At 68.1% G+C, this 21688-nt stretch carries 19 protein-coding genes and 1 pseudogene; 12 read left to right on the top strand and 8 right to left on the bottom strand.

The features are described from left to right. A pseudogene (locus OS124_RS0114595) lies at positions 1-1110 on the bottom strand (sensor histidine kinase); the annotation flags it as partial. 68 nt (positions 1111-1178) lie between these two features. On the opposite strand from OS124_RS0114595, the gene OS124_RS0114590 reads away from it, so the two are divergent. Further along, complete coding sequence (locus OS124_RS0114590; protein WP_010140482.1) at positions 1179-2363, top strand: cytochrome P450; 1185 nt, start codon at positions 1179-1181, stop codon at positions 2361-2363. A gap of 143 nt (positions 2364-2506) precedes the next feature. On the opposite strand, the gene OS124_RS0114585 is transcribed toward OS124_RS0114590, so the two are convergent. Then, positions 2507-2968, bottom strand: coding sequence for an Lrp/AsnC family transcriptional regulator (locus tag OS124_RS0114585; protein WP_010140481.1), 462 nt, complete (start codon positions 2966-2968; stop codon positions 2507-2509). A gap of 193 nt (positions 2969-3161) precedes the next feature. Here OS124_RS0114585 and OS124_RS0114580 point away from each other — a divergent pair, with 193 nt between their 5' ends. The 7 genes from OS124_RS0114580 (at position 3162) to infC (ending at position 8915) form a co-directional block, all read left to right on the top strand. After that, complete coding sequence (locus OS124_RS0114580; protein ID WP_010140480.1) at positions 3162-4157, top strand: siroheme synthase; 996 nt, start codon at positions 3162-3164, stop codon at positions 4155-4157. Further along, positions 4157-4456: a DUF2849 domain-containing protein gene (locus tag OS124_RS0114575; protein WP_010140479.1), complete on the top strand. Its 300-nt coding sequence runs from the start codon at positions 4157-4159 to the stop codon at positions 4454-4456. Before OS124_RS0114580 ends, OS124_RS0114575 begins: the two co-directional genes overlap by 1 nt. Position 4457: 1 nt before the next feature. After that, positions 4458-6125: a nitrite/sulfite reductase gene (locus OS124_RS0114570; RefSeq protein ID WP_010140478.1), complete on the top strand. Its 1668-nt coding sequence runs from the start codon at positions 4458-4460 to the stop codon at positions 6123-6125. Further along, entirely contained in the window at positions 6115-6879 is a 765-nt protein-coding gene (locus tag OS124_RS0114565) for a phosphoadenylyl-sulfate reductase (protein WP_010140477.1), read from the top strand. Before OS124_RS0114570 ends, OS124_RS0114565 begins: the two co-directional genes overlap by 11 nt. Further along, positions 6876-7259 (top strand): DUF934 domain-containing protein, encoded by a 384-nt coding sequence (locus OS124_RS0114560; RefSeq protein ID WP_010140476.1) that lies wholly within the window; start codon positions 6876-6878, stop codon positions 7257-7259. The genes OS124_RS0114565 and OS124_RS0114560 overlap by 4 nt, the downstream gene beginning before the upstream one ends. Before the next feature lie 71 nt (positions 7260-7330). After that, positions 7331-8182, top strand: coding sequence for a ferredoxin--NADP reductase (locus tag OS124_RS0114555; protein WP_010140475.1), 852 nt, complete (start codon positions 7331-7333; stop codon positions 8180-8182). A gap of 238 nt (positions 8183-8420) precedes the next feature. After that, a complete protein-coding gene (gene infC, locus OS124_RS0114550) occupies positions 8421-8915 on the top strand; it encodes a translation initiation factor IF-3 (RefSeq protein WP_237708120.1) in 495 nt (164 codons plus the stop codon). A gap of 496 nt (positions 8916-9411) precedes the next feature. Here infC and OS124_RS0114545 read toward each other — a convergent pair whose 3' ends face one another. The 6 genes from OS124_RS0114545 to OS124_RS0114520 form a co-directional block, all read right to left on the bottom strand. Continuing rightward, positions 9412-9873, bottom strand: a complete 462-nt coding sequence (locus OS124_RS0114545; RefSeq protein ID WP_010140473.1) for a (2Fe-2S)-binding protein — start codon at positions 9871-9873, stop codon at positions 9412-9414. A gap of 87 nt (positions 9874-9960) precedes the next feature. Beyond that, positions 9961-10959 (bottom strand): molybdopterin-binding protein, encoded by a 999-nt coding sequence (locus OS124_RS0114540; protein WP_010140472.1) that lies wholly within the window; start codon positions 10957-10959, stop codon positions 9961-9963. Further along, positions 10956-11921: an XdhC family protein gene (locus OS124_RS0114535; RefSeq protein WP_010140471.1), complete on the bottom strand. Its 966-nt coding sequence runs from the start codon at positions 11919-11921 to the stop codon at positions 10956-10958. Before OS124_RS0114535 ends, OS124_RS0114540 begins: the two co-directional genes overlap by 4 nt. A gap of 137 nt (positions 11922-12058) precedes the next feature. Next, the gene (locus OS124_RS0114530) at positions 12059-13945 is read right to left on the bottom strand and encodes an OmpA family protein (protein WP_010140470.1); all 1887 of its coding nucleotides are present in this window, start codon (positions 13943-13945) and stop codon (positions 12059-12061) included. 112 nt (positions 13946-14057) lie between these two features. After that, the gene (locus OS124_RS0114525; protein WP_010140469.1) at positions 14058-15296 is read right to left on the bottom strand and encodes a vWA domain-containing protein; all 1239 of its coding nucleotides are present in this window, start codon (positions 15294-15296) and stop codon (positions 14058-14060) included. 3 nt (positions 15297-15299) lie between these two features. After that, the gene (locus OS124_RS0114520; protein WP_010140468.1) at positions 15300-16223 is read right to left on the bottom strand and encodes an AAA family ATPase; all 924 of its coding nucleotides are present in this window, start codon (positions 16221-16223) and stop codon (positions 15300-15302) included. Positions 16224-16474: 251 nt separating this feature from the next. Here OS124_RS0114520 and OS124_RS0114515 point away from each other — a divergent pair, with 251 nt between their 5' ends. The 4 genes from OS124_RS0114515 to OS124_RS0114500 are packed head-to-tail and all read left to right on the top strand — an operon-like array spanning position 16475 to position 21585. Continuing rightward, positions 16475-17506, top strand: a complete 1032-nt coding sequence (locus OS124_RS0114515; protein ID WP_010140467.1) for a glycosyltransferase family 2 protein — start codon at positions 16475-16477, stop codon at positions 17504-17506. A 10-nt stretch (positions 17507-17516) separates the two neighbouring features. Continuing rightward, the gene (locus OS124_RS0114510) at positions 17517-18143 is read left to right on the top strand and encodes a sulfotransferase (protein ID WP_010140466.1); all 627 of its coding nucleotides are present in this window, start codon (positions 17517-17519) and stop codon (positions 18141-18143) included. Further along, positions 18140-20527, top strand: a complete 2388-nt coding sequence (locus OS124_RS0114505; protein WP_010140465.1) for a glycosyltransferase family 2 protein — start codon at positions 18140-18142, stop codon at positions 20525-20527. Before OS124_RS0114510 ends, OS124_RS0114505 begins: the two co-directional genes overlap by 4 nt. Further along, positions 20527-21585 carry a glycosyltransferase family 2 protein gene (locus tag OS124_RS0114500; protein ID WP_010140463.1) on the top strand — a complete coding sequence of 353 codons (1059 nt, stop codon included), beginning with the start codon at positions 20527-20529 and terminating at the stop codon, positions 21583-21585. The genes OS124_RS0114505 and OS124_RS0114500 overlap by 1 nt, the downstream gene beginning before the upstream one ends. Positions 21586-21688 lie beyond the last annotated feature (103 nt).

Genomic DNA, 21688 nt, shown 5'->3' with positions numbered 1-21688 from the left:
CTTGTCCTTCTCGAGAAACAGCGCCCCGTTCTCGGCGAACTGGCGGATCGCCATCAGCGGCTGGTTCAGCTCGTGGCTGAGCCCCGCCGACATCTGCCCGAGCGCCGAGAGCTTGCCCGCCTGCACCAGCTCGTCCTGGGCCCGCTTCAGCTCGGCGGTGCGCTCCTCGACGCGTTGTTCCAGCCGCGCATTGACCTCGGCCAGCGCCTGCCGCCGCGCCCAGAGGAAGACCAGCACCGAGCCCAGCGTCAGCAGCACCAGCCCGACCACCGCGGCCTGCAGCAGCGCGATGCGCCGTCCCGGCGCCAGGTCGATCAGCGCCTCGGCGGTCAGCCCGACCTGCGGCAGGTCGCGGGACAGGTGCAAAGCCCGGCGCGGCAGGTAGGGCCCCCAGTCGATGCGCCAGAGGTCGAAGCCCGCCAGCTGGCGCCGCGACAGCGCCGCCTCGCCCTCGGCCGGGCGCAGACGATTAGCCTGCCAGCGCCATCCGAGCAGCTCGGAGCGGTTCGATATATAGACCTCGCCGGCGCGGTCGGTGAAGAAGACCGCAGGACGGTCGCCGCGCCACTCCTGCTCAAGCCGGTCGACATTGACGCTGACCAGCAGGATGCCCTCGACATCGCCACTCTCGCGAAAGCGCGGGGCGGCGAAGACATAGGCGCGTTGCGGTGCCGCGCCCTCGGCGCCGATCAGCCCGTGGCCGGTGCCGAGCGCCCCGTGCCGCGCCCGCTCGATGGCCTCCAGCGCGAAGGCCGGCAAGTCTCCCTCGATGGGCCGGGCACTGGCCAGAAGCCGTCCCCCCGGCGCCAGGTAGGCCATGTTCAGCACTCCCGTCCGGTCGATGGCCCAGAGCAGAAGCGCCTCGGCCTCGCCCCGCCCCGAAGCGTCGTAGCGTGCCGCGCCCAGCGAGGGATGTTCGATCAGCAGGACGGCCAGGTCCTGGTAGCGCTGCAGCTGCCCGGTCAGCCGGTCGGCGGCCAGCGACAGGTCCGACTCGCCGCGCTGCGCCAGGGCGTTCAGCGACTGCCGGTAGCCTGCCTGGAAGACCGCCACCGAAAGCGCCCCCACCAGGGTCGCCAGTATCGCCAGGATCGCCACCAGACGTGACATCGCGTTCCCTCTCCGGGCCCGCTCACGCAGGCTCTTGTCTTGCGCCCCTCCCCAAGCCAATAGAGGGCATGGCCAAGCTGACGCAATCCCCCACCGATCCCGCCTTCGTCCAGAACCCCTACCCCTTCTACGCGGCAGCCCGCGCAGAGGGCGCCCTGCACGACTGGCTCGACTACGACATGCCCTGTGCCTTCACCTACGAACTGGTGAATGCCCTTCTGCGCGACCGCCGCTTCGGTCGCCAGTGCCCGCCCGAGCTGGCGCCCGAGATCCCGGCCCACCAACGCCCCTTCTACGACATCGAGGACCACTCGATGCTGGAACTGGACGGCGATGTGCACCGCCGGCTGCGCGGCCTCGTGCTGCGCGCCTTCACCTCGCGCCGCATCAAGGCCCTCGGCCCCGAGATCGAGGCCGTCTGCCACCAGTTGATCGACGCCTTCCCCGCCGAGGGCGACTTCGACCTGCTGCCCGCCTATGCGACGCAGATCCCGGTGATCGTGATTTGCCGCCTGCTTGGCGTGCCCGAGGAGATGGGCCCGCAGCTGCTGATCTGGTCCAACGCCATGGTCGGCATGTACCAGGCCCGCCGCGACCGCGCGATGGAAGAGGCCGCTGCTCAGGCCGCCGCCGATTTCGCCGCCTACATCCGTTCCTACGCCGAGGAACGCCGCAAGAGCCCCGCCGACGACCTGATCTCGGAGCTGCTGGCCGCCGAGGAAGAGGGCACCAGGCTGTCGACCGAAGAGCTGGTGACCACCTGCATCCTGCTGCTGAACGCTGGCCACGAGGCAACGGTGCACACCATGGGTAACGGTGTCGTCGCGCTTCTTGAGCACGGCGAGGCCCCGGCCTGGGTCACGCCCGACCGCATCGACGGCACGGTCGAGGAGATCCTGCGGTATGACCCGCCGCTGCACATGTTCACCCGCTACGCCCATGAGCCCTGCGAGGTCGCGGGCCGCCCCTTCGCGCGCGGAGACAGGATCGCCCTGCTGCTCGGTGCGGCCAACCGCGATCCCGAGGTCTGGGAGGACCCAGAGACTTTCGATCCGGCGCGCCCGATCCGCACCAACGCGGCCTTCGGCGCAGGTGCCCACTTCTGCATCGGCGCGCCGTTGGCGCGGCTGGAGCTGCAGGTTGCCCTGCCGATCCTGTTCACGCGCTGCCCTGAGCTGGCCCTGGCCGAGACGCCCAAGTATGCGGATCTCTTCCATTTCCACGGGTTGGAAAAGCTGATGGTGACCCGCTGAGGGGGCTCTGCCCCCCTCTCCTTCGGAGAGTCCCCCGCAGTATTTTCAGCCGTCGGATGGAGCAAGCGATCCTTGTGTCTATCCGACGGCTCCAAATACTGCCGCCGGAGGCTTCGCCCCTGTGAGGGGGCGAAATCACCCTCTCAGAGCGGCAGGGCGGTGGTCGACTTGATCTCTTCCATCGACAGCAGCGCGGTGACGTTGTGCACCTTCACCTCGGAAATCAGCGCCTGGTAGAAGGCGTCATAGGCGCGGGCGTTCTTGACGCGCACCTTCAGGATGTAGTCGATGTCGCCGGCAAGGCGGTGCGCCTCCTGCACCTCGGGACGGTCCTTCAGCGCCTTCAGGAAGGCCTGCTGCCAGTCGGCCTCGTGCTCGCTGGTGCGGATCAGCACGAAGAAGCAGGCGTCGAAGCCGAGGGCCTCGGCATCCAGCAGCGCGACCTGCGCGCCGATCACCCCGGCCTCGCGCATCTTGCGGATGCGGTTCCAGACCGGGGTCTTCGAAGACCCCACCTTTCGGGCGATATCATCCAGCGATTGCGCGGCGTCCTGCTGCAATTGCAAAAGGATTTTCCGGTCGGTCTGGTCGAGGCGGACAGCCATTCGCCTGATCCCTTCTTCTGTGGAACGCGGACCACCGGCGGGCGGCAAACCGGAACCGTTTTTCTTATTTCCCCGCCCCCATGGCGTCGGCACAGGAATATTTCCTATTTTAAGGGCAAGTCAACGTCATGACGGCAGCCCGGCGGCGAAAGTCGCCCGGCGCCGGCCACGCCAGCCCACGGGGATACAGCAGATGCGCCACTTTCCGATCTTCCTCGACATGGACCGCGCCCGCGTCGTCCTTTCGGGCGGCGGTGAGGCAGCGCTGGCGAAGCTGCGGCTGCTGCTGAAGACCAAGGCACGCATCACCCTGCATGCGGCGAGCGTCCTGCCGGAAATCCGCGCCTTTGCCGAGGCAGGCCGGATCACCTGGACCACCGAAGCGCTGAGCCCCGCCGCCCTGGCCGGGGCCGCGCTGGTCTATGCCGCCGACGAGGACGAACTGGCCGATGCCGCGACGGTCGAGGTAGCCAAGGCGGCGAGCGTGCTGTGGAACGTGGTCGACGACCTTGCAGCCTCGGCCTTCATCACGCCGGCCATGGTCGACCGCGCACCGCTGACCGTCGCCATCGGCACCGAGGGCGCCGCCCCCATGCTGGCCCGCGCCGTGAAGCGCCACCTCGAAGAGCACCTGCCCCAGAGCACCGCCGATCTGGCCCGCGCCGCCCGCGACTTCCGCGACCAGGCCGAGGCGCTGCCCCATGGCCTGCCGCGCCGCAACTTCTGGGCCGAGTGGTTCGAGACCGCAGGCCCCGCGGCCCTCTCCGCGGGCCAGCCGCTCGGGGCCGCGCTGCAGGGGCTGCTGGACCGTCACCTCGCTCGGCACGACGCGCCGGGCCGCATCACGCTGACCTTCACCGGCTCGGACGACCCCGACCTGATGACGATGAAGGCCCGGCGGGCGCTGGACCGGGCCGACGTGGTGGTGCATGACGCCGCCATCGCCCCAGCCGTGCTGGAACTGGCCCGCCGCGAGGCGCGCCTTGTCGCGCTGCGCCACCCGACCGAAGTTCCGCCACTTCACCAGTTGCTCATTCTGGAGGCTGACGCCGGCGCCCATGTGGTCTATCTGGGCGCCGAACAGCTGCCGCGCGGTCTGGCCCAGCAGTGTCGCCAGGCCGGTCTGACCGTCGACACCATTCCCGGCCTGCCCGCCTCGCATGCGGCCCAACTGAAGGAAACCGCCTGATGCCCCGTCCCTTCACCCCGAAAGTCATCACCGCAAACGCCCTGCTGGAAGGCGACGTGGTCTATTACACCGCCGACGACCAGTGGACCCGGCACCTGTCCGAAGCCGAGCTGCTGACCGACGAGGCCCATGCCGAGCTGCGCCTGATCGAGGCCTCGGCCCAGCAACACCTCGCTGTCGGCGTCTATCTCGCCGACATGGCCGCGGGCGAGAACGGCCCGGTCCCCACCCACTTCCGCGAGGACTTCCGCCGCACCGGCCCCTCGAACTACGCCCACGGAAAGCAAGCAGAGCTCTGAGATGTACAGCTACAACGATTTCGACGCAGCCTTTCTCGCCGAACGCAACAGCCAGTTCCGCCAACAGGTCGCCCGCCGCATCGACGGTTCGCTGACCGAGGACGAGTTCAAGCCGTTGCGCCTGATGAACGGGCTGTACCTGCAGCTGCACGCCTACATGCTGCGCGTGGCGATCCCCTATGGCACCCTCGGCAGCGCCCAGATGCGCCAGCTGGCCCATGTGGCCGACACTTGGGACAAGGGTTATGGCCATTTCACCACCCGTCAGAACATCCAGTACAACTGGCCCAAGTTGCCGGATGTGCCGGATATTCTCGACAGCCTGGCCGAGGTGCAGCTGCACGCCATCCAGACCTCGGGCAACACGATCCGCAACGTGACTGCCGACCATTTCGCCGGCGCTGCCGCCGACGAGGTCGCCGATCCGCGTCCCGTGGCCGAGCTGCTGCGCCAGTGGTCCACCGACCACCCGGAATTCCAGTTCCTGCCGCGCAAGTTCAAGTTCGCCGTCACCGGCTCGGAAACCGACCGGGCGGTGATCCGTGCCCATGACATCGGCATCCAGCTGGTCGAGAAGGACGGCAAGCGCGGCTATCGCGTGCTGGTCGGCGGCGGCCTGGGCCGCACCCCGGTCATCGGCAAGGTGATCCGCGACTTCCTGCCCAAGGAAGACCTGCTGCCCTACTCCGAGGCCATCGTCAGCACCTACAACGTGCTTGGCCGCCGCGACAACAAGTACAAGGCGCGCATCAAGATCACCGTCAACGAGAACGGCCTGGACACCTACCGCGCGCTGACCGAGAAGCGCTTTGCCGAGCTGAAGCCGCTGTTCAGCGGCGTCGACCAGGAGATGCTGGACGGCATCCGCGCGCATTTCGCCCCGCCCGCCTTCCGCAATGCCCCGACCGACGCCTATGACGCCGCGCGCGAAACCGATCCGGTGTTCCGCGCCTGGGCCGATACCAACCTCAGCGCGCACAAGGCGCCGGGCTATGCCATCGTCTCGATCTCGCTGAAGAAGCACGGACAGACGCCGGGCGACGCGACCTCGGCCCAGATGCGCGCAATCGCCGACCTGGCCGAGCAATACGGCCACGACGATATCCGCATCAGCCACGAGCAGAACGTGATCCTGCCGCATGTCCATGTGTCGGACCTGCCGGCGCTGCACGCCGAGCTGAAAAAGCACGACCTGGCGACCGCCAATATCGGGCTGGTCAGCGACATCATCGCCTGCCCCGGCATGGATTACTGCGCGCTGGCCACGGCCCGCTCGATCCCCGTCGCCCAGGAGATCGCCAAGCGCTTCGACGAACTGAAGCTCGAGCATGAGATCGGCCCGCTGAAGATCAAGATCTCGGGCTGCATCAACGCCTGCGGGCACCACCATGTCGGCCATATCGGCATCCTCGGCCTCGACCGCGCAGGCGTCGAGAACTACCAGATCACCCTCGGTGGGGACGGCAGCGAAGATGCCGCCATCGGCCAGCGCACCGGCCCCGGTTTCGCCTACGACGAGATCACCGGTGCCATCGAGACCATCCTGAAGACCTACCTGGGCCTTCGCGAATCCGAGGAAGAGACCTTCCTCGAAGCTTACCGGCGTGTCGGCCCCGATCCGTTCAAGGCGGCGCTCTACCCGGAGAAAGAGAAAGCGAATGCCGCCTGAAGCAGCCATGGATTTCGGCGCCGCCGAAACCTCGCCCGAACTGGATGCGCGGCTTGCCCGCCTGAACGATCGCTACCGTCACCACGGGGCAACCTCGGTGCTGGAAGCGGCATTGAAGGATCACGACGTGGGCGACCTCGCCATGGTCTCGTCCTTCGGGGCCGAGAGCGTGGCGCTGCTGCACCTCGTCTCGGTGATCGACAACACGGTGCCGGTGCTCTTCATCGACACCCAGATGCTGTTCGCCGAGACGCTGGACTACCAGCAGGAGGTTGCAGAGCGTCTGCACCTGAAGGACGTGCGCATCATCCGCGCCTCGGCATTCGACCTGTCGCGCCAGGACCCGGACGGGACCCTGCACCAGTTCGACACCGATGCCTGCTGCACCCTGCGCAAGACCGTGCCCCTGGAACGCGCCCTGACGGGCTTTGACGGCTGGATCACCGGGCGCAAGCGCTTCCAGTCCAGCACCCGCGCCGCGCTGGAGTTCTTCGAGGCCGACGGCGCCGACCGGATCAAGGTCAACCCGCTGGCCCACTGGCACCCCGAGGACGTGGTGGCCTACATGGACGAGAACCGCCTGCCCCGGCATCCGCTGGTGGCCAAGGGCTATCCCTCCATCGGTTGCGCGCCCTGCACCTCGCCGGTGAAACCCGGCGAAGACCCCCGCGCCGGACGCTGGCGCGGACAGGACAAGGTTGAATGCGGCATCCACATCGTGGATGGCAAGATCGTCAGAGGACCCCAAGCATGACCGTCATCGTCACCGACCAGGGCTTCGCGGCCGAGGACAGCGCCGCATCCCTTCCCGAGGCAGAGGTTCTGACCCTGCCCTCGGACACCAACCCGCATGAGGTCGACTTCGCCGGCGCTTCCATGGTACGGGTCGAATTCCCCTCCTTCGCCGACGGGCGCGGCTTTACCATCGGCCTCGTCCTGCGCCAGCGCGGGTTCACCGGACGGCTGCGCGCCTGCGGCCACGTGATTTCCGACCAATACGCCATGGCCCGCCGCCAGGGCTTCGACGAGGTCGAGATCCCGGATGAGCTTGCCGCCCGCCAGCCAGAGGAACAGTGGAAATTCCGGGCAGACTGGAAGGCCCACGACTATCAGTCGCGCCTGCGCGCCGGCTGACGCCCAGAAACCCCTTTGCAAGCGGCCCCGCCCGCGCTAGAGGATGGATTGAGAAATCCATTAGCACACAAATGACCGAGACCGCCACCGTGACCGAGCAAGCAGCCGCCCCGAAAGCGCCGACCCTGCCTGACGCGCAGAAAGTGACCTTCGTCAAGCACTGGACGGACCGCCTCTTTTCCTTCCGCGTGACCCGTCCCGCCTCGCTGCGCTTCCGCTCGGGCGAATTCGTGATGATCGGCCTGATGGGCGACCCGGACGAGAAGACCGGCCGCCAGAAACCGATCCTGCGCGCCTATTCCATCGCCTCCCCCTCCTGGGACGAAGAGCTGGAGTTCTACTCGATCAAGGTGCCCGATGGCCCGCTGACCTCGAAGCTGCAGAACATCCAGGAAGGCGACGAGATCATCCTGCGCCCCAAACCCGTCGGCACCCTGGTGCATGACGCGCTGCTGCCCGGCAAGCGGCTGTGGTTCTTCGCCACCGGCACCGGCTTTGCCCCCTTCGCCTCGCTGCTGCGCGAACCGCAGACCTACGAGGATTACGACGAGGTGGTGATCACCCACACCTGCCGCACCGTGGGCGAGCTGACCTACGGCGCCGAGCTGATCGAAAGCCTGAAGACCGACGAACTGCTCAACGAGCTGATCGGCGAGGGCTTCTGGAAGAAGATCCGCTACTACCCGACCACCACCCGCGAGGAGAGCCCGAAGATGGGCCGCATCACCGACCTGATGCGCTCGGGCGAGGTCTTTGCCGATCTGGGCATCGAACCGATCAACCCCGAGACCGACCGCGCCATGGTCTGCGGCAACCTGGCCTTCAACATCGACATCAAGGAACTGCTCGAGGGCTACGGCCTCGAAGAGGGCGCCAATTCCGATCCCAAGCAGTATGTCGTCGAAAAGGCCTTCGTGGACTGATCGGCGCCGCCTGCTTGCAGCAGCGCCACGCTTGGGCTAAGCCCTTGGGGAAATTGACGCGGACGGCAGGGAACCTTTGCCGTCCGCTAGCCGTTTTGCCCGGACACCGACCAATTGCCGCTTGAAAAGCGCCCGGACGGCGCTTATTTTGCCGCCTCAATTCGATCAACGATCAAAGGCGAAAACCATAGCTCGCAGACCCCACAACGCGCCGCCGACCCGTGACACCGGCCCCCGCGTGAACGACCGAATCCGTGCCCCCGAGATCCGCCTGATCGGCGCCGAGGGTGAAAACGTTGGCGTGGTCACGCCCTCCCGGGCCCTCGCCATGGCCGAGGAAGCCGGTCTCGACCTCGTCGAGATCTCTCCGAACGCCACGCCCCCGGTCTGCAAGATCATGGACTTCGGCAAGTTCAAGTACGAACAGCAGAAGCGCGAATCCGAAGCCCGGAAGAAGCAGAAGATCATCGAGGTGAAGGAGGTGAAGTTCCGCCCCGGCACCGATGTGCATGACTACGACGTCAAGATGCGCAACGTCATCAAGTTCCTCGAGCACGGCGACAAGGTGAAGGTCACCCTGCGCTTCCGGGGCCGCGAGATGGCGCACCAGAACCTTGGCCGCGAACTGCTCGAACGCGTCGCCGAGGATGTGAAGGAAATCGGCAAGGTCGAGAACATGCCGAAGATGGAAGGCCGCCAGATGGTCATGATGATCGGCCCCGTGTCTCGCTGATCCGCTCCGGCTTCCAGGATTTCAGACGCCCTCCCCTCCGGAGGGCGTTTTCTTTTGGCCCGACCCTCTGCCGGGGCGCTCCTCTCCCCACCTCCACCGCGCAATGGACCAGCTCGCCGGAGATCGCCTTGCGGCGACACTTGGAGGGGGCGGGGCGCTGCCCCTGTCTCCGTTCCGGAGACTCCCCCCGGAGTATTTCTTGCCATCGAATGGATACACTGCAGCGCGACCCCCGAAAGGGCGCGCCCCTGTTTCCATTCGATGGCTGAAAATACTCTCGCCGAAGGCCATCAGCCGCAGGCTGATCCCGGTGAGCACCGGCGCATCCGACCGGCGCGCGGCGCGTTAACCGGGGTTCCCCTGCCGACGGAACACCGACGCGATACCGACAGCCCGTCCCGCCCGGATCTGCTTGGTCAGCCGATGGCCTGAGCCCGGCTCACCGGCCCGGGGCGCAGAAGGTCAACGTCCAGGCGGAACGGTCTCCCGATCCGCTTCAGAGCTGGCCCGAGGCCGCAAGCGCGGCGCGGACGATGTTGTGATAGCCGGTGCAGCGGCAGATGTTGCCCTCGAGGTGGTCGCGGATCTCCTGCTCCGTCGGCTCGGGGTTCACCTCGAGCAGCGCGGTCAGCGACATCACCATGCCCGGCGTGCAGAAGCCGCATTGCAGCCCGTGCTGGTCCTGGAAAGCCTGTTGCAACCGCGTCAGGGCACCCTCCTGCGCCAGCCCCTCGATGGTGGTGACCGAGGCGCCCTCGGCCTCGACCGCGAAGATCGTGCAAGCCTTCACCTGCCGGCCGTCCAGATGCACCATGCAGGCGCCGCACTGGCTGGTGTCACAGCCCACATGGGTGCCGGTCAGGCCAAGCCCCTGGCGCAGGAAGTCGACCAGAAGCATGCGCGGCTCGACCTCGGCCGAGACGGTTTTCCCGTTCACCTCCAGGCTGATACTGTTCATCTGCTGCCTCGCCATGCTGGTTGCTGAAGCACTGAACCATGGCCAGGGCAAGGGAGCAAGCCCGGCGCAGGGGTTAGCTCGCAGGGGCTATTTCGGATCGCGGGGCTGCGGTCGCGAGGGGATTTCCTTCAACAGGCCCCCGACGCCCATGCCGGCGATATCCTCCGAGGTCACCTCCACTCCGCAGAGCAGCCGTTCCAGCACCCAGTCGGCGCCGTTCAGCGCCGGGCTGCGGGCACAGCCGGGCAGTCCGATCACCGGCACCCCCGCCAGCGCGCCGAGGAAAAGCAGGTTCCCGGGATCGACCGGCATGCCGAAGCGGGTCACCTGCCCGCCCGCCAGCCGCAGCGCCGCCGGCCCCACGTCATCGGGATCCGAGGTGGCAGAGCCGGTCAGCAGCAGGATCAGGTCGCTCTGCGCCACGTCCCGCACCGCCGCCAGATCCCGGGACAGGCTGTCCTCGGCATGGGCAACGTTGCTCTCGGCCACCAGCCGCGCACCCAGCCTGTCCAGCCGGTCCGAGATCGCCGCCACACCGCTCTCGTCCGGGGTCGCCCCGGTGAAGGTGCGGATCAACGTCACCCGGGGCCGCTGCACCCCTTGCAGACCAAGCGCGCCGCGCCCCGCCCCGCAGGCCGCCGCCAGCGCCTGTCCCGGCACCGCGTAGGAGATGATCTTGACCGTCGCCACCATGCCGCCATGGCCCATGCGCTGCCACTCGGGCACCGTCGCAACGGTGATCATCGGATGGATCCGGTTCACCGCATGAACCTGTGCCGCATCAATCCGCGCCAGCCCCGCCCCCTCGGCAAAGAGGTTGACCCGGCCCGTACCCGGCCGGCCGATCTTCAGCCCGGAGCCCTTGCGCGCCAGCGCCTGCGCCAGCTCCAGCGCGGCCGCGTCCTCATGCACATCACCGGGATCGAGACGCGCGGCGACGACCTCCGAGAGACCGAAATATCGCAATTTATCAATCGACTCCGCGTCGATCCTCATCCCCTTCCGCAACCGCCCCTCAGGCAGGTCTATGGAATGGGCGAGGATCACGCCAAGCGCCTCATCCAGCGCCAGCGGGCCGAACTTCATGTGCCGCGCCTCAGCGCCTGCACCATCTGGGCGAGGATCGAGACCGCGATCTCTGCCGGGTTCGCGGCCCCGATATCCAGCCCGACGGGGCCATGGATGCGGGCCAGGTCGGCCTCACTGACGCCCGCCTCGCGCATCCGCTCCAGCCGCTTTGCGTGGGTCCGGGTCGAGCCGAGCGCGCCGATGTAGAACGCCCGAGAGCGCAGCCCGGCCAGCAGCGCCGGGTCATCCAGCTTGGGGTCATGGGTCAGCAGGACCAGCGCGGTGCGCAGGTCCATCGGCTGGGCCGCGATGACCTCGTCGGGCCAGTCGTTGATCAGCCGGGTGTCGGGGAACCGCTCGGGCGTGGCGAAGCTGTCGCGCGGGTCGATGACGGTGGCGGCGAAGCCCGCCAGCCGCGCCATGGGCACCAGCGCCTGGGCAATATGCACCGCGCCCACCACCAGCAGCCGCAGCGGCGGAGTCTGCACGGCGATGAACCGTCCCGTCTCGTCAAAGCCCGACCGGTCGAGGCGGAAACGCTCGTCCCGCCCCTCGGTGGTCACCTCCTGCACCACCCCTTCGGGCGAAGAGATCACCGCCACCGCCTGCCGGGCCCGACGCGCCGCGACCAGCGCCTGCAGGTGGTCGGGCGGAAAGGCGCTGCCCACGGGCTGCACCAGGACGCGGATCGTGCCGCCGCAGGCGAGGCCGACGGCGAAGGCATCGCCATCGCTGACGCCGTATTCCAGCAGCCGCGGTGCGCCCTGTTCCAGCGCCTCGAGCGCTTCGGTCACCACCGCGCCCTCGACGCAGCCCCCCGAGACCGAGCCCGCCATCTCTCCGCTGCCCGAGATCACCAGCTGGCTGCCGATGCGCCGGGGCGCCGAGCCCCAGGTCTCGACCACCGTGGCCAGCGCCGCCTTGCGGCCCGACAGGTGCCAGTCCAGGGCCTGTTCGGGAATGTCGTCGAAGTGGTCCATGGCCTCTCCTCCCTCTTGGTCGGAAGTCTAGGGCCTGCCCCGGGCCGGGGGCAAGCGGCATCCCCGAAGCAACGCGCGGGCAGCAAAAAGGGCCACCCCGGGGGGCGGCCCTTCCCTTGCGTCCTGCGCGGGGCGGATCAGCTGCCCTGCAGCAGCTGGGTGATCCGGCGCACCACGGCGCGGCGGTTGGCACGTTCGGCCGAGCCGGTGGCGACCTTCAGGTCGCTTTCACCGTAGCCCTGCACCACCATGTTCTCGGGCGGCACGTCGAAGTACTCGGTCAGGGCCAGGGCCAGGCTTTCGGCACGACGGTCCGAGAGCGCGAGGTTGTAGCTGGCAGAGCCGACGGCATCGGTGTGCCCTTCGACCAGGAAGACCTCCGAGGGGTTTTCCTCGATCATCTGCGACATCAGCTGGCCGAGGGCCGCCAGGTCGCGCGCCTCTTCGGGACGAATCACGGCGCTGCCGGTCTCGAAGTTGACGTTGTCGACGGTGATCTCGGGCACCAGGTTGCGCACGGCGCGGATGTCACGCACCTGACCCAGCGAGAAGGCACGGTTGACGCCGGTCTGGTACTGGCTGAGCGCGCGCTCCAGCTCGGCCACGTCGCGATTGGACACCTCCAGCTCGCGCTGGCGCGGCGCTTCGGGCAGATCCTGGACACGCACCGCCTCGATCTGGCGGGTATCGTCGAACAGGCGCACCTCGGTGCCGTCGGCCAGGATCCGCGTGCGGCGCAGCACGGTGCCATCGGCGGCGCGGATGGTCACCACGCGGCTGCCGTCGTCACGGGTCACGGTCGAGCGCGTCGAGCCATCCGAGAAGGTCTCGGTCCGCACGTCGCTGCCGGGGCGGCGCAGCAGTTCGTCATCGTTCTTAAGCACCACGTAGCGGCCATCGCGTTCGACCACGACACGGTCGCCCGAGTTGCTGACCACGCGGTCACCGTTGTTCATGATCTTGCCGACCGCATAGGCGCCAAGACCCACCAGGGCCGCCTTGCCGAGGGCGTCGAGCAGCTGGTCTCGGTCGCTTTTCTCGGCGCGTTCCTCGGACTGCGTCTCGGCCTGGGCCCGCCGGGCTTCCTCGTTGACCTTGTTCTCGAATTCCTCGCCGGAAGAGCGGCTGGACTGTTCCGTCACCTCCTGCTCGTCGACTGCCTCGGCCTCGGCGCCTTCCTGGGCGGCGGCGGCGGATTGCAGCTGCTGCTGACGCGCGGCCTGTTCTTCGGCAGCACGTTCGTCCTCGAGGCGCTGTTGCTCGGCGCGCTCTTCCTCGGTTTGCTCAGGCGCGGGGTTGGCCTCCAGTTCGGCGGCCGGGGTGACCTCCTCGGCGGGGGCATCCTCGGCAGTGTCCTCTGCGGCCTCTCCTTCAGCGGGGGCCTCTTCGGCGGTCTCGGCTTCAAGCTGGCGGCGCAGCTCTTCCTCGGTGTCCGACGTACCTTCTTCCGCAGGCGCCTCAGGGGCGGCTTCCGCTTCGGCTTCCTGAGCAGGCGCCTGTTCCGCGTCCTCCACGGCCTCTTCTGCAGCGGGCGCCTCGTCTGCCGACTCCGCCTCAAGCTGGCGGCGCAGCTCTTCCTCAGCCTCCGAGGCAGTTTCCTCTGCCGGAGCCTCGGGCTCGGCAGCTTCGGCTTCAGACGCGGCCTCCGGCTCTGCGGCCGGCTCCTCGCTGGCTTCGGGCACGGTATCCTCTACAGGCGCCTCTGCTTCAGGGGCTGCTTCCTCGGCAGGCGCTTGCGCTTCGGGAGCCGCCTCTTCCACAGGGGCCGCCTCCTCCGCCGGGGCCTCAGCCTCGGGCGCGACCTCTTCCGCCGGGGCCTCTTCGGCAGCCGGGGCCTCTTCGCCCAGACCCTGCTCCAGCGCGCCGGCCAGGCATTCCGCCAGGGCGTCGCCGGTCAGTTCGCCACAGGCTTCGGGCGCTTGCGGCGCATCGGGGGTGGCATCTTGGGCCACGAGGCCGGCGGGCATGGCCAGCGAGAGGCTGAGCGCCAGCGCGGTGCCATTTCTGAGAAGTCGCATGGTCATTGGGTAGGTCCTTTCCTCTGGCCCGTCGCGGGCTTTGCAGGCACAACACCCAACCCCCGCCCCCGGTTCAATCGCAATTTGTGACAGCCCCGGATAACGCTGCACAATGGACCTACAAGGCTTTGATCAAGCGTGATTTTTCGCCCACCTCCGCGGGCGAGGACAGGGCCGTCGACAGCGCCTCGAGCGAGGCGAGAGAGTGGCCGCCGAGCAGGCAGTCGACATGAGGCAGCATGGCTGCCACACCGCCCGCGCGCGGCGCGAAGCCATCGTAGCGCAGCAGCGGGTTGAGCCAGATCAGACGCCGCGCCAGCAGGCGCAGGCGTTCGGTCTCGCGCCCGAGGGCGGCGGGGTCGCCGCTGCGGTCCAGACCGTCGGTGATCAGCAGCACCTGCGCGCCGCGCGCCAGCACCCGGCGGGCCCAGTCACGGTTGAAGGCGTGCAGGCTGTCGGCGATGCGGGTCCCGCCCTCCCAGTCCTGCGCACCGGCAGCGGCGGCCGCCAGCGCGGCATCCACGTCGCGCAGCCGCAGGTGGCGGGTGACATTGGTCAGCCGGGTGCCGAAGGTGAAGGCATGAACCTGCGCCCAGCCCTGCCCTTCGCGATGCGCCACCGCATGCAGGAAATGCAGCAGCATCCGGCTATAGGCGCTCATGGAGCCCGAGATATCGCAGAGCACCACCAGATCCGGCCAGCGCGTCGCCGGACGGCTGCGCTGCAGGCGCCCCGGCTCGCCGCCGCGCCGCGCCATCTCGCGCAGCAGGCGGCGGCGGTCGATGCCCGGACCATGCGGCGACAGGCGGTGGCGCCGGGTCACCAGCTTCGGTGCGGGCAGCGCCATGCGGGCCAGCATGCGCCGCGCCTCGGCGGTCTCGGCATTGCTCATCTGCTCGAAGTCGAGGTGGCGCAGGCGTTCCTCCTGCGAGGCGGTCTCGCGGGCGTCGATCTGCAATTCGACCTCTTCGCCCTCGGGCTGGGCGACGGGCTGCGGCCCCGTCAGCGCCTCGGCGGCGCGGCGTTCGGCGGGCTGCGGCGGCGGTTCCTCGGCCAGCCCCCGGACCGAGGGCAGCAGCATCGCCATCATGTGCTCCATGTAGCGCGGATCGCGCCAGAACAGCCGGAAGACCTGGGCAAAGAGGCGGCTTTCCTCGGGGCGCGAGACGAAACAGGCGTGCAGCACCCAGTAGAAATCGCGCCGCTCCGCCACACCTGCCAGCGCCATGGCCTGCACCGCCCCGGCGATCCGCCCCGGCCCTATCGGCAGCCCGGCGCGGCGCAGGGCGCGGGCGAAATGGGCGATGTTCTCGGCCAGTTTCGGCGCCTCGGGCAGCGGCAGGGGCAGGCTCTCCATCCCCTAGCCGCCCGGCAGCGCGGCGCGCGCCTCCTCCAGCAGGCGCTTCGCCTCGGAGCCTTCCAGCCGCGCGATATCGTCCTGGTACTTCAGGATCGCGCCAAGGGTGTCCGAGATCACCTCGGGGCTGAGCGAGATCACGTCAAGCGCCAGCAGGCATTTGGCCCAGTCGATGGTCTCGGCCATGCCCGGCGTCTTGAACAGATCCTCGGTACGCAGCCGCTGCACGAAGGCCACCACCTCGCGCGACAGCGCCGCGCTGGCCTCGGGGACGCGGGTGCGCAGGATCTGCAATTCGCGCTCGAAGGCCGGGTAGTCGACCCAATGGTAAAGGCAACGCCGCTTCAGCGCATCGTGGATTTCCCGCGTGCGGTTCGAGGTCAGGATGACGATGGGCGGCTCGGGCGCGCGGATCGTGCCGATCTCGGGGATGGTCACCTGAAAGTCCGAGAGCACCTCCAGCAGGAAGGCCTCGAAAGGCGCGTCGGTGCGGTCCAGCTCGTCGATGAGCAGCACCGGAGGGCCTTCGGGCGCCGGGCGCAGGGCCTGAAGCAAGGGGCGCTCGACCAGGTAGTCGGGGCCGAACAGCTCGGCTTGGAGGGCAGAGCGATCCGCGCCACCGGACGCCTCGGCGGTGCGGATGGCGATCATCTGGGCCGGAAAGTTCCAGTCGCAAAGCGCCTGGGCGCTGTCCAGCCCCTCGTAGCATTGCAGCCGGATCAGCCGCCGCCCCAACGCCCGCGACAGGGCCAGGGCGATTTCGGTCTTGCCGGTGCCGGGCGCCCCCTCAAGGAACAGCGGCCGCCCCAGCCGCAGCGCCAGGAAGGTCACGGTCGCCAGCGCCCGCCCCGGCAGGTAGCCCTGCCCGGCCAGCAGCGTTTCGACTGCGTCGATATCCTCGGGCAATGCGCCCCTGGTGTCCTGCATGGCGGACGTCTCCTCCCCTGCGCCCATGGGGCTAGGGTGCATCCGGCGCGCCGCAGGTCAAGCCCCCCGGTGCGGGCGAGGTGCGATGCGCGATTGACGCCCGATTGACCCAAGGGCGCGAAATTGCGATCTTTCCGCCGAACAAATGCCGGAAACGGCAGGCAGGTGACGGGGCAGGACCCGGACCCGCAGGGACGATTTGCAATGACCAGAGACATGACCCGCAGCGCCAGCCCGGCGACAGGTGCCTGATGCGCATCACCGCCGTGACCTGCGTCAAGAACGAGGGCCCCTTCCTGCTGGAGTGGATCGCCTACAACCGGGCGATCGGGGTCACCGACTTCCTGTTCTATTCCAACGATTGCAGCGACGGCACCGACCGGCTGCTGGACCGGCTGCGGGCCCATGGCGTTGTGCGCCACCGTCCGAACCCCGCCGAGGGGCGCAACTACCAGATGGAAGCGCTGAAGGATGCCGCCACCAAGCGCCCCGTCGTCAAGAATGCCGACTGGGTCTGGATCGCCGATGTCGACGAGTTCCTGAACATCCATGTCGGCGATCACACGATCCCGGCGCTGATCGCGGCCTGCGGTGATCCGCAGGCGATCTCGGTCAGCTTCCAGTTCTTCGGCAATGAAGGCATCGAGGCCTTCGAGGACCGCCCGGTGATCGGCCAGTTCACCCGTTGCCACAACCCCGACATCTGGTGCGGAGAGACCTCTATCGAGGTCAAGACGCTGGTCCGCAAGGACTTTCCCCTACGCTACTACGGCGCGCACCGGCCCTTCCTGCCCGGCAAGATCACCGAGGAAGAGCACCCGACCTGGACCGATGGCGGCGGCCGCCCGGTGCCGCCGAAGTTCCTCGTGGCCGACAACCCGCGCCGCATCCGCAAGTTCCCCGCCCAGGGCGCCCGCGCCTTCGCGACGCTGAACCACTACGCCCTGCGCTCACTCGACAGCTACCTGGTGAAGAACGACCGCGGCGACGTGAACCGCGAGCATCGCACCTTCGATGACACCTACTGGCGGGAACGCGCGGATGTGGCCTGGGAGGATCGCTCGATCCTGCGGATGATGCCCGCGCTGGAGGCCGAGATGGCACGCCTCAGGGCCCTGCCCGGCGTGGCCGAGCTGCATGACGAGGCCGTGCGCCTGCACTGCGCGCGCCGTGATGAGCTGCTGGAAACCGACGCGTATCGCGCCATGCGGGACCAGCTGCGCGAGGCCTCGACCCTGCCGCCGCTGGAAGAGGCGCTGCTGCAAGAGCTGGGGCTGGCCTGAGATGCACCGGATGCGCGTGATCAACCTCGGCCTGCCGAAATCGGGCACCACCAGTTTCGCCGAGGCGATGGCGAAGGCCGGCCTGAACGTCGCCGACCACCGGATCCGCAAGGGCCAGACCGCGAGGCCTGCCCTGGTGCGCAATTTCGTCGGGCAGGTGCTGTACCGGGGCTTTTACAACAGCGGCGATCCACTTGAAGAGCTTGACGAATTCGACGCCGTGGCCGAGGCCTCCTTTCTTCATGCGGGCCGTCAGGCCTGGCCGCAAATGGATCATGCGCTGCTGATGGCGATCCGGGCGCAGCATCCGCAGGTGAAGTTCACCGCCACCCGCCGCGATGCGGGCAAGCTGGCGAATTCGATGATGCGCTGGACCAACATGGCCGCCCGGCTGGAAGGCAACGCCCTGCCCGGCCTGCCTGTCGGCTTCGGCGGAACCGAGGCGCATCTGGCGCGCTGGATCGACGGCCATTACGCGCATCTCGCGAAGCTCTTCGAGGGGGATCCGAACTACCTTGAACTGGACGTGGCCGCCCCCGAGGCGCAGCAGCGCTTGCAGGCGTTCCTCGGGCTCGAGCTGCCCTGGTGGGGCCGCGCCAATGAAAACACCGCCCGCCCGGAAGAGGATGAGGCATGAAGATCATCCTGCATATCGGCACCGAGGCGACCGGCTCGGACGCGCTGCAAGAGACGCTGAACGTCAAGCGCAACCAGCTGCTGTCCAAGACCGGCATCCTATACCCGGTCACCCCCGGCAAGAAGAGCCACGCACGCCTCTACATGGCCGCCACCGACCCCGAACAGGTCGACCCTTTGCGCTTCAACCGGGGCTATATCACCCCGGACCGGCAGGCGGCGCTGCAGACCACGCTGATCACCGACCTCGAGCGTGAGATAGAGGTGGCAAAGCCCCACACCATGCTGCTGTCCGCCGGGCAACTGGCCACCGGGCTGACCCGCACCAGCGAGCTGGAGCGCCTGCGCGACCTGCTCAGCCCGCTGTCCACGGATATCTCGCTGCTGATGCATGTGGGGCCGCAGACCGACGTGATGCTGCGCGCCTACATGCTGCAATTGCACGAGGGCCGCGCCCGCACGCTGGAGGCCGAGCAGGACATCCCACAGGATGCCGACTGGCGCGACGCCTGCCTGGCGAGGATGCCCGAGGCCGATCCCCTGCGCGGCCGTTTCCCCACCACCGAGGCGCCGCTGTTCTGGCTGGATTACGAGGCCCTGCAGGCCCATTGGGAAGGCACCTTCGGCCCCGGCAGCCTCACCTTCCGTCCCTACGACCGCGACCGCTTCTATTCCGAGGCGGTCATCGACGAGATCCGCGAGATGCTGGGTGTCTCGGAGACCCTGGGCCGGGGCGAGACAAAGCTGCTGCGCAAGGTCATGTCGCAGCCGACGCTGGCCCGCACCCGGCAGATGAACGCGCTGTTGCAGGCCTATCTTGACCAGTTCACCGCCATCGTACCGCGCAAGCTTTGGTCGACCTTCCTGGGGGAGGTCGCCATCGAGGGTCCCGCCGCCGATCCCGCCAGCCTCGCCGCGATCTGCGCCCGCTTCGCCCCCGGCAACGCCCGGCTGGTTGAGCATCACCCGGCGCTGGATGCCACCTCGCTCGCCCTGCCCGAACCGCAGGGGGCGTGGGAGGAACCGGACCCTCTCTTTGGCTACCGCCCCTCGCAGTACTTCATGGCGATGCGCTGGCGCATCGACCGCGCCACCCGGGCCGAGCGCGAGGGCAAGATCGAAGAGGCTCAGGCCCTGACCGGAGAGATCGACGCGCCGACGACCTCGAAAGCGATGCATATCGACCTTGCACCAGAGACCCGCGCCGTGCTGCCGCCAGAGGCGATCAAACGTCTGGATGCGCTCTCGGGGACCGCCTTCCTGTCCACCGCCTTCCTGCCGCGCAACGACCTTGGCCGCGACGATGCGCTGGCCGAGGGCGCGCCCTATGCCCCCGCCCCGCCGCGCGTGCTGCCCGAAGGTTCCTCTGGCCGCGTCGTCGTCGGCTGCATGAAGAACGAGGCGCCCTACATCCTGGAATGGGTCGCCTATCACCGCGCCATCGGTTTCGACACTTTCCTGATCTACTCCAACGGCTGCACTGACGGCACCGATGCCATCCTCGACCGGATGGCCGAGCTGGGCCTCGTCCAGCACCGCAACAACGACAACTGGGAAGGCGGCTCTCCACAGCAATACGCGCTGGAACGCGCGCTGGAAGAGCCGGTGATGCGGGATGCCGAGTGGATCTCGCATTTCGACGTGGATGAGTTCATCAACATCCGCACCGGCAACGGCACGCTGGACGATTTCTTCGCCGCCTGCCCCGAGGCCACGAACATCGCGATGACCTGGCGGCTGTTCGGCCACAACGGCGTGACGCGGCTGGAAGACGAGATGGTCATCGGCCAGTTCGACCACGCGGCGCCGAAGTACTGCCCCAAGCCCCATACCAACTGGGGTTTCAAGACGCTCTACCGCAATATCGGCGCCTATACGAAACTGTCCTGTCACCGCCCCAACAAGGTGGTGGGCGAGAAGGCCGAGGCGGTGACATGGGTCAATGGCTCAGGGCGCAAGGTCACGCGCGACCTGCTGCGGAACGGCTGGCGCAACAACACCGACAACATCGGCTACGACCTGCTGCAGCTGAACCACTACGCCCTGCGCTCGGCCGAAAGCTACCTGATCAAGCGCCAGCGCGGCCGGGCGCTGCACGTCGATCAGTCCATCGGCCTGTCCTACTGGGTGCGCATGGACTGGAGCGACAACCCCGACCGCTCGATCCAGCGCAACATTCCCCGGGTGCGCGCCGAGATGGACCGCATCCTGCAGGACGACAAGCTGCGCGCCCTGCACGAGGCCGGTTTCGCCTGGCACAAGGCCAAGGCCGAAGAGCTGCACGGCATGGCGGAATTCGAGGACCTCTACCAGCAGGCCCTCAACCTGAAACTGACCGAGCTGGAGCGCGTGGCCCTGTCGATGGCCATCGACGACGGTCTCTGATGCGGGTGCTGGCCATCCTCTGCGTGCGCAACGAGGCCGCCTTCCTGCTGGAATGGCTGGCCCATCACCGCGCCATAGGCTTCACCGATTTCCTCGTCTTCTCGAACGATTGCCAGGATGGCACCGACGCGATGCTGGACCGGCTGGCCGGGATGGGCGAGGTCACCCACATCCGCAACGATGGCCCCTATGACACGCGCGGCATCCAGTTCACCGCGCTGAAGCAATGCGAGAAGCTGGAGATCGTGCGGCAGGCCGACTGGATCCTGCCCTTCGATATCGACGAATTCGTCAATATCCATGCGGGCGAAGGCCGGGTCGGCGATCTGCTGACCGCCCTGCCCGAGGCCACGGCGATCACCCTGACCTGGCGGCTCTTCGGCAATGGCGGGGTGGTGCACTACGAGGACAGGCCGGTCACCCAGACCTTCCTGCGGGCCGCGCCTGCGGTGCTCTACTGGCCCTGGCGGGCGGCGATGTTCAAGACGCTCTACCGCAATGACGGCACCTACCGGAAGGTCGGGGTGCATCGCCCGCGCGCGCCGGTGAAGGAGCGGCTGGAGAGCGCGCGCTGGTTCGGCTCGGACGGGCGGGAGCTGCCCAAGAAGTTCCGCACCGAGCGGATCTTCTCGACCTTCGGCCAGCCGAACTACGGGCTTGCGCAGCTGAACCACTACGCGCTCGGCGCGATGGAAAGCTATGTGCTGAAGGCCGACCGGGGGCGCGCGGTGCATGCGGACCAGATGCTGGACCTCGACTACTGGGTCGAGCGCAACTTCGCCAGCGACGAGGACGGCTCGATCCTGCGCCGGGCGCCGGGGATGCAGGCGGAACTGGCGCGGCTGAAGGGCGATGCGCAGCTTGCCACCCTGCATGAGGCGGCGGTGAACTGGCGCCACGCGCGCTTCCGCGAGCTGATGCTGCTGGAACCCTTCCGGGCCCTGATGGGCCGCCTGCTGCTGACGCCGCCGACGCGTCCCCTGCCCCCCGAGGCCGCGCGCTTCCTGCAGCGTTTCGCGCTGAAGGCGCGCAGCGAGGCCGCGACCTCGCCAGACTGATCCGTCGCCCCTTGCCGAAGTGCCCGCCCGCACCAAATTTTCGCCCGAATCCGCCACTAGTCTTTGTCCAGAACCCCGCCGCAGGCGCGGGACGGGAGTATCC

This window comes from Oceanicola sp. S124 (assembly GCF_000220565.1).
GTDB lineage: Bacteria > Pseudomonadota > Alphaproteobacteria > Rhodobacterales > Rhodobacteraceae > Pseudooceanicola.
This window is presented reverse-complemented; position numbering and strand designations above follow the sequence as displayed.

Coding starts and splice junctions, on each gene's coding strand:
- OS124_RS0114545 (WP_010140473.1), bottom strand. CDS start 9,873: ATGAACAGTATCAGCCTGGAGGTGAACGGGAAAACCGTCTCGGCCGAG.
- OS124_RS0114500 (WP_010140463.1), top strand. CDS start 20,527: ATGCGGGTGCTGGCCATCCTCTGCGTGCGCAACGAGGCCGCCTTCCTG.
- OS124_RS0114505 (WP_010140465.1), top strand. CDS start 18,140: ATGAAGATCATCCTGCATATCGGCACCGAGGCGACCGGCTCGGACGCG.
- OS124_RS0114530 (WP_010140470.1), bottom strand. CDS start 13,945: ATGACCATGCGACTTCTCAGAAATGGCACCGCGCTGGCGCTCAGCCTC.
- OS124_RS0114540 (WP_010140472.1), bottom strand. CDS start 10,959: ATGAAGTTCGGCCCGCTGGCGCTGGATGAGGCGCTTGGCGTGATCCTC.
- OS124_RS0114570 (WP_010140478.1), top strand. CDS start 4,458: ATGTACAGCTACAACGATTTCGACGCAGCCTTTCTCGCCGAACGCAAC.
- OS124_RS0114575 (WP_010140479.1), top strand. CDS start 4,157: ATGCCCCGTCCCTTCACCCCGAAAGTCATCACCGCAAACGCCCTGCTG.
- OS124_RS0114560 (WP_010140476.1), top strand. CDS start 6,876: ATGACCGTCATCGTCACCGACCAGGGCTTCGCGGCCGAGGACAGCGCC.
- OS124_RS0114580 (WP_010140480.1), top strand. CDS start 3,162: ATGCGCCACTTTCCGATCTTCCTCGACATGGACCGCGCCCGCGTCGTC.
- OS124_RS0114535 (WP_010140471.1), bottom strand. CDS start 11,921: ATGGACCACTTCGACGACATTCCCGAACAGGCCCTGGACTGGCACCTG.
- OS124_RS0114565 (WP_010140477.1), top strand. CDS start 6,115: ATGCCGCCTGAAGCAGCCATGGATTTCGGCGCCGCCGAAACCTCGCCC.
- OS124_RS0114585 (WP_010140481.1), bottom strand. CDS start 2,968: ATGGCTGTCCGCCTCGACCAGACCGACCGGAAAATCCTTTTGCAATTG.
- OS124_RS0114515 (WP_010140467.1), top strand. CDS start 16,475: ATGCGCATCACCGCCGTGACCTGCGTCAAGAACGAGGGCCCCTTCCTG.
- OS124_RS0114555 (WP_010140475.1), top strand. CDS start 7,331: ATGACCGAGACCGCCACCGTGACCGAGCAAGCAGCCGCCCCGAAAGCG.
- OS124_RS0114525 (WP_010140469.1), bottom strand. CDS start 15,296: ATGGAGAGCCTGCCCCTGCCGCTGCCCGAGGCGCCGAAACTGGCCGAG.
- OS124_RS0114510 (WP_010140466.1), top strand. CDS start 17,517: ATGCGCGTGATCAACCTCGGCCTGCCGAAATCGGGCACCACCAGTTTC.
- OS124_RS0114590 (WP_010140482.1), top strand. CDS start 1,179: ATGGCCAAGCTGACGCAATCCCCCACCGATCCCGCCTTCGTCCAGAAC.
- OS124_RS0114520 (WP_010140468.1), bottom strand. CDS start 16,223: ATGCAGGACACCAGGGGCGCATTGCCCGAGGATATCGACGCAGTCGAA.